The following is a 6,690-nucleotide window of genomic DNA, read 5'->3' on the forward strand; positions in this document are numbered from 1 at the left end:
TGGAAACCCCTTTTGCAAAAGGGGCTTCCTCCCTCCCCCGCACCCCCTCCCTCCTTCCCCAAAAACTTTCCTTTGGTCCGTTGCATCAGAGTCGTGGAAACCCGCCCGGTTCCTTTTCACCCACAGGGTATTCCAGGCAGCAACACAGCTTTCCCCGGCCCACCCCCCCCTTTGAAAAGTTTGGGGGGATGGGGGTCCGGGGGAAGGAGACCCTTTGCCTCAGCCGTTAGGTGAGCTAAGCGAACCTTACGGATGAGGACCGCAGAGCGCCAAAGGGTCCCTTCCCCCGGAAAATCGAATCTTGCACCGCAAAACCACAAGGAGCACAACCATGCGCCTGACCGAGATATTCACCACCAGGCCTGCGTGCGCGGCGCGCGCGGGCGTCCAGCGTCCGTACATCATTGCCGAGGCGGGAGTGAACCACGAGGGCAGCATGGACATTGCCCGGCGTCTGGTGGACGAGGCCTGCGCGGGCGGCGCGCACGCCATCAAGTTCCAGACGTACAAGGCGGCCACGCTGGCGTCCAAGGATTCCCCGGCCTACTGGGACACCACCAAGGAGCCGACCAAAAGCCAGTTCGAGCTGTTCACCCGGCACGACAAGTTCTGGAAGGGCGAGTTCGAGGCATTGAAGAAGCACTGCGACAGCGCGGGCATCGAGTTCCTATCCACGCCGTTCGACGTGGAGTCGGCGAAGTTTCTGAACGACATGATGGACGTGTACAAGATATCGTCGTCGGACATCACCAACAAGCCGTTCATCGAATTCCTGTGCGGCTTCGGCAAGCCCATCATCCTGTCCACGGGCGCGGCGCACCTGCACGAGATCGCCGAGGCGGTGGAGTGGATCGAGGCCAAGGGCAACCCGCTGGCGCTGCTGCACTGCGTGCTGAACTACCCCACGGACGACGCCAACGCGGCCCTGGGCATGATTCCGGCGCTGCGCCAGCACTTTCCGCAGCACGTCATCGGCTACTCTGACCACACCCTGCCCCGCGACATGAAGGTGCTGGAAGTGGCCACCCTGCTCGGCGCGCGCATCCTCGAAAAACACTTCACCCACGACAAGACCCTGCCCGGCAACGACCACTACCACGCCATGGACATGGACGACCTGGCCCGCTTCAACGCCTCGCTCGACCGCATCCTGCCCATGGTGGGGCCGTTCGCCATCTCGGCGCTGGCCTCCGAAGACCCGGCCCGGCGCAACGCCCGGCGCAGTCTGGTGGCGGCGCGGCGCATCGCGGCGGGCGCGGTGGTCACCCGCGACGACCTGACCTGGAAGCGCCCGGCCCACGGCGTGAGCCCGCGCGACATCGACGCGGTGCTCGGCAAGCGCGCCCGCGCCGACATCGAGGAAGACACCGTGCTCCAGTGGAGCCACCTGGAATAGGCGGACGGACAGCCGCCAGACGGCCGGGCCTGTCAGGCGGGCCTGTCAGGCGGGCACGTCTGGCCGCGCCGCCTTCCGTGTTCCGCACAACGCACCTGACCGCCCGGCGCGCCGGACCATCCGAAGCGCCGGGCCTTCACGAAACACCGCGCCCCGCGCGCAGCCGCACATGAGCCAACGCCGTACCCTTGTCCTTGCCATCGCCCCCGACGACGCCGCGCCCGACACCCACCTGATGGCCGGGCCGTGGTGCTTCCACGGGCGCGAGGACGCCTTTCCCGACTGGGATGCCCGCTTCACCTTCGGCCCCGACCCCTACGCCGACGGCGACGAGGTGGCCGCCGCCATCGACGAGGCCAACAGCTACGCCATCTCGCGCATCCCCGACCTGGCCCTGCGCCTGGGCGCGCACCACGGCGCGGACCTGCCGCGCGACTTCTGGGACCTGACCCTGTACCCGTGGCTGACCCTGTGCTGCCAGATGCTGCACGAACGCCAGCGCCGCGTGCAGGACATGATCCGCCTGTGGGGCGCCGAGGAACTGGACGTCCCCCTGCTGCCGGGCGACTGCGCCTTCTCCTTCGAGGACAGCCACCAGTTCATCCTGGCGGGCGCGCAGGACCAGTTGTTCAACTGGTGGGTCTTCTCGCGTATCCTTGAGCCGCAACTGCCCGCTGCGTGGCGCGCCATCCATGCCGAGCCGGTCGTCCGCCATTCCGGCGCGCCCGCCGAGGGCGGCCTGCGCGCGCTGGCGCGGCGGCTGCTGTACGCGCTGCCGTTCCCGCGTATCAAGGGCTTTTCCACGCTGCAATCGCTGGCCTTTTCCATGGCCTTGCTGGGGCCGCGCACCTGCGAGGACCGCACCATCCCCCTGGCCCAGTTCAAGGGCCGCATGCCGGTATGGCGCTTCGAGCCGGACGACATCATCCTGCCGTCCATTCCCCGCGCCCTGTGCAGCGAACGCCTGCCCCGCACCGTGCGGCAGCGCCGCCCGCGCACCCGCGTGGTCAACGTGGCCTCGTACCACGACGACGCCTACCGCATGCGCGTGGCCCTGGACCGCGCCGCCGGGGCGCGGCTGGTGTTCATCCAGCACGGCGGCAACTACGGCCACATCCGCGAATCCGCCGTGGTGCCGTACTACGAATACCGCCAGCACGCCTTCGTCACCTGGGGCTGGACCAGGCATGCGCCGTTCCGGGGCAACTTCCTGCCCTTGCCGCACGGCCAGCTGGACCACGTCAGGGACGGTCACGTGGACCGCACCGGCGCGCTGGTGCTGGTGGGCGCGGAAATGAGCCTGCTCTCGTACCGGCTGGACTCGCGGCCGCAGCCGCTGCAATGGCTGTCGTACCGCCACGACAAGGCGCGCTTTCTCGCCGCCCTGCCCGACCACGTGCGCGCGTCCGCCCTGTACCGCCCCTATTTCAAGACCATGAGCGGCCTGGACGACGGCCCGTGGGTGCTGCGCCGCTTTGCCGACGTGCGCCGCTGCGAAGGCAGCCTGGACGAGCACATGCTGGGCTGCCGCCTGCTGGTGCTGGACCACCACGGCACCACCCTGGAACTGGCCATGGCCGCCAACACGCCCACGGTGCTGTACTGGAACGCCGACCACTGGCGCGTGGGACGCGAAACCGCCGCCGCCTTGGCCGAACTTGCCGCCGTGGGCATCCACCACGCCACGCCCGACGCCGCCGCCGCGCACATCTGTCGCATCTGGCCCGACGTGCAGGGCTGGTGGCAGAGCGAACCCGTGCAGCAGGCCCGCCGCAACTGGTGCGCCCAGTACGCCCTGACCGCGCCCGGCAGCATCAACGGCATCTGGCTGGACGCGCTGCGCGGGTTGTAAGAAAAGGGCAGAAAGACAAATGACTTTGCGGGGGAGGCAACATTTTGAAAAAGGTTCCCTCCCCCGCACCCCCACCCTCCCAAACTTTTCAATTGGGGGGTAACGCGGCCCGGGAAGGAGCCAGAGATGGGCGGATTCATCACCAAGGCGCTGCGCAAGATTCGCGAGGAAGGGCTGACCCCGCGCGACATCGTGTCCTACGGCTGCATGGCCGTACACCGCAACGCATCCTGCCTGTGGGGCACGGTGCGCATGCGGCTGAAGGCCGCGCTGTTCGGCGTGCGGCTGGGCGGCGGATGCGAGTGCTGCGGCGCCATCATCCTGCAACGCTGGCCGGGCAGCCGCATCGAACTGGGGCGCGGGGTGGGCATCATTTCCTCGTCGCGGCGGTGCACCTCGGCCACCATCCACGCGCCCACCCGGCTGCGCACCTTTGCCGGGTCGGCCGCCATCCTGATCGGCGACGGCGTGACCATGAACGGCACCGCCATCACCGCCCGGTCGCGCGCCATCCGCATCGGCAAGGGGACCATGATCGGCCCCAACTGCGTGATCACCGATTCCGACTTCCACGCGCCATGGCCGCCGGAAACGCGCCTGACCACCCCGGCCTGCGAACGCGACCGCGATGTGACCATCGGCGCCAACGTCTGGCTGGGCATGCGCTGCATCGTCCTGAAGGGCGTGACCATCGGCGACGGCGCCATCGTGGCCGCGGGCAGCGTGGTCACCCGCGACGTGCCCCCCGCCACCCTCGTGGCGGGCGTGCCCGCCCGCGTGGTACGGCAGTTGCCGTAGCCCCCGCGCCGACCTCGTTTTCTTTTTCCCCGATGCGGTGTATGCGCTCGCGCATCATACGCACGATATATTTCCCGCTCCCATCACCCCATTTGAAAAATTTGGGGGGATGGGGGTCCGGGGGAAGGAGACCTTTGCCTCAGCCGTTATGCGAGTCTTCGAGCATTACGGATGAGGACCGCAGCGCGCCAAAGGTCCCTTCCCCCGGTAACTCTTCCCCAACCAGCCCCACCCCATGACCCAACAAACCCTTGCCAAGCGATACGCGTTCAAGCTGCTGGCGAACGTGGCGTCCATCCCGGTGTACCTGACCATGGAGGCGGTGCTGCCGCGCGCCCTTGGTCCCACGGGGTACGGCAACTACAGCTTTGCCACGAACATGTTCCAGCAGTTCGCGGGGTTCCTGGACATGGGCACCTCCACCTGCTTCTACAACGCGTTGTCGCGGCGGCAGCAGGAATTCGGGCTGGTGTCGTTCTACGTGCGGGTGGCGGCGCTGGTGCTGGCCATCACCATGCTGTTCTCGCTGGCCGCGTTCGTGCCGGGGCTGGGGCAGTGGCTGCTGCCGGACGTGCCCGCGTGGATCGTGCCGCTGGCGGCGCTGTGGGCGTTCCTGACCTGGTGGGGCCGGGTGCTGCGGTCCATGAACGACGCCCTGGGGGTGACGGTATCCAGCGAAATTTCGCGCACGGTGCTGAACCTGGCCAGCGTGGGCGCGCTGCTGGCGCTATTCCTGCTGGGCTGGCTGAACATGGGCACCCTGTTCGCGCACCAGTACGTGACCCTGATCGCGCTGGCGGTGGGCTATGCGATGGTCCTGCGCGGGTGCTGGCCCACGGTGACCTTCCGCATGGCGCGGGACGAGCGGCGGGCCTACACGCGCGAATTCGCGGACTACAGCACGCCGCTGTTCGTGCAGGCGCTGGCGTCCACAGTGTTCCTAGTGGCGGAGCGCTGGCTGCTGCAAACCTTCAACGGCAGCGCGCAGCAAGGGTTCTTCGCCCTGTCGCAGAAGGTGGGCATGGCCTGCTTCCTGTTCGTTTCGGCCATGACGCCGCTGGTCATGCGCGAACTGTCCATTGCCTGGGGCAAGGGCGACCGGACGGAAATGGGCCGGCTCATGGACCGCTTCGCGCCGCTGCTGTTCACGGTGGCGGGGTATTTCTCGTGCTTCACGGCCATGGAGGCCCCGGCGGTGGTGCGCATCTTCGGCGGGGCGGACTACGCGGCGGCCATCCTGCCGGTGCAGATCATGGCCCTGTACCCGGTGCACCAGGCGTACGGGCAACTGGCGGGCTCGGTGTTCTACGCCACGGGCCGCACCCGCACCATGCGCAACATGGCGGTGACGGAATACGTGCTGGGCTTCGGCCTGTCGTGGCTGCTGCTGGCCCCGGCGGACAAGTTCGGCTTCGGCCTCGGGGCCATGGGCCTTGCGGTGAAGACGGTGCTGGTCCAGTTCCTGTCCGTGAACTTCATGCTGTGGATGAGTTCGCGGATCATCCCCCTGAACTACCTGCGCAACGTGGCGCATCAGGCGCTGTGCCTGGCCTTTCTGGCCGGGGCGGCATGGGCCTGCCGCAGCCTGACCATGGCCGTGGGGCTGGGGGACGTGCGGGACATCGTGCGCTTCTTCGTGTCCGGCGTGGTCTATTCCGCGCTGGTGGGCGGGGCGGTGCTGGCCGTGCCGCAACTGGTGGGCCTGACCCGGCAGGACCTGCGCGGGCTGGCCATCCGGGCGCTGGGGCGGTTCCGGAGGTAGCCCAGTTTCCTTATTCCGAATAAAACACTACGCTGGTCGTACTTTTTCTACATTTACCCACGCGAGTTCTTCGTATGATAAAAACATCACACGAGTTCAGAGACCCCATCCACACGTTTATCCTTTGCTCATCCCTGGAAAGAAAAGCTATTGACTCTCCACCTGTACAAAGATTGCGACACATAACCCAACTCGCGACAACTTATTTGGTTTATCCTGGGACAACTCACAAACGTTTTGAACACTCTTTAGGCACAATGCATATTGCGTCTGAAATTTTTGAAATTCTTACCAAAGATGAATATATTTCCCTTCTCCCCAATGAAACACTCCAATCCATGCCTGATTTTCTCGATGACAAAGAATACTGGAGAAAAGTCCTGCGCATGGCTGCCCTTCTTCATGATGTCGGCCATATGCCATTTTCTCATGGAGCAGAGGAATTGCTTCCTGATGGCTATAACCATGAAAGATTAACGTGGGATATCATTCACAGTGATTACATATCATCAATATTTGACGATATGCACATCAAGCCTATCCATGTTGCAAAAATTGCCATCGGGAAAAAGGAGGTTTCCGAATTCAGACCGGACGTAGAATTTACGACATGGGAGAGCATCCTTTCGGAAATAGTCACAGGGGAAGTTTTTGGTGCCGACAGGATAGATTACCTCCTTCGAGATTCATACCACGCTGGAGTGCGATATGGCTTCTTTGATTACAAACGCCTTATTAATTCATTAAGAATTCTCGGGTCTTCGACGTTAGCTGTGGAATTCACGCCTCCAAGAGTTGGGTGATGGGCGCTCCGATCAGGTAGATCATGGTGATGAAGGTTGTTACGTTCCGATACCCTCTGGCCCGCGAGCGAGCAGCCTG

At 64.9% G+C, this 6,690-nt stretch carries 5 protein-coding genes; all 5 read left to right on the forward strand.

Annotated elements, in window-relative coordinates:
• The first annotated feature begins 331 nt into the window (after positions 1-331).
• The 5 genes from V6B97_RS16840 to V6B97_RS16860 all read left to right on the forward strand — a co-directional run bounded on the left by V6B97_RS16840 (position 332) and on the right by V6B97_RS16860 (position 6,611).
• Positions 332-1,396, forward strand: a complete 1,065-nt coding sequence (locus tag V6B97_RS16840; RefSeq protein WP_333507679.1) for an N-acetylneuraminate synthase family protein — start codon at positions 332-334, stop codon at positions 1,394-1,396.
• A gap of 169 nt (positions 1,397-1,565) precedes the next feature.
• On the forward strand, positions 1,566-3,248 hold the full coding sequence (locus tag V6B97_RS16845; RefSeq protein ID WP_333507680.1) for an LIC12162 family transferase: 1,683 nt from the start codon (positions 1,566-1,568) through the stop codon (positions 3,246-3,248).
• A gap of 126 nt (positions 3,249-3,374) precedes the next feature.
• Positions 3,375-4,046, forward strand: a complete 672-nt coding sequence (locus V6B97_RS16850; RefSeq protein WP_333507681.1) for an acyltransferase — start codon at positions 3,375-3,377, stop codon at positions 4,044-4,046.
• Positions 4,047-4,281: 235 nt separating this feature from the next.
• Positions 4,282-5,808 (forward strand): lipopolysaccharide biosynthesis protein, encoded by a 1,527-nt coding sequence (locus V6B97_RS16855; RefSeq protein ID WP_333507682.1) that lies wholly within the window; start codon positions 4,282-4,284, stop codon positions 5,806-5,808.
• A gap of 74 nt (positions 5,809-5,882) precedes the next feature.
• A complete protein-coding gene (locus V6B97_RS16860; RefSeq protein ID WP_333507683.1) occupies positions 5,883-6,611 on the forward strand; it encodes an HD domain-containing protein in 729 nt (242 codons plus the stop codon).
• The last annotated feature ends 79 nt before the right edge of the window (positions 6,612-6,690 follow it).

Source organism: Nitratidesulfovibrio sp. 1201_IL3209 (assembly GCF_036763125.1).
Lineage (GTDB): Bacteria > Desulfobacterota > Desulfovibrionia > Desulfovibrionales > Desulfovibrionaceae > Cupidesulfovibrio.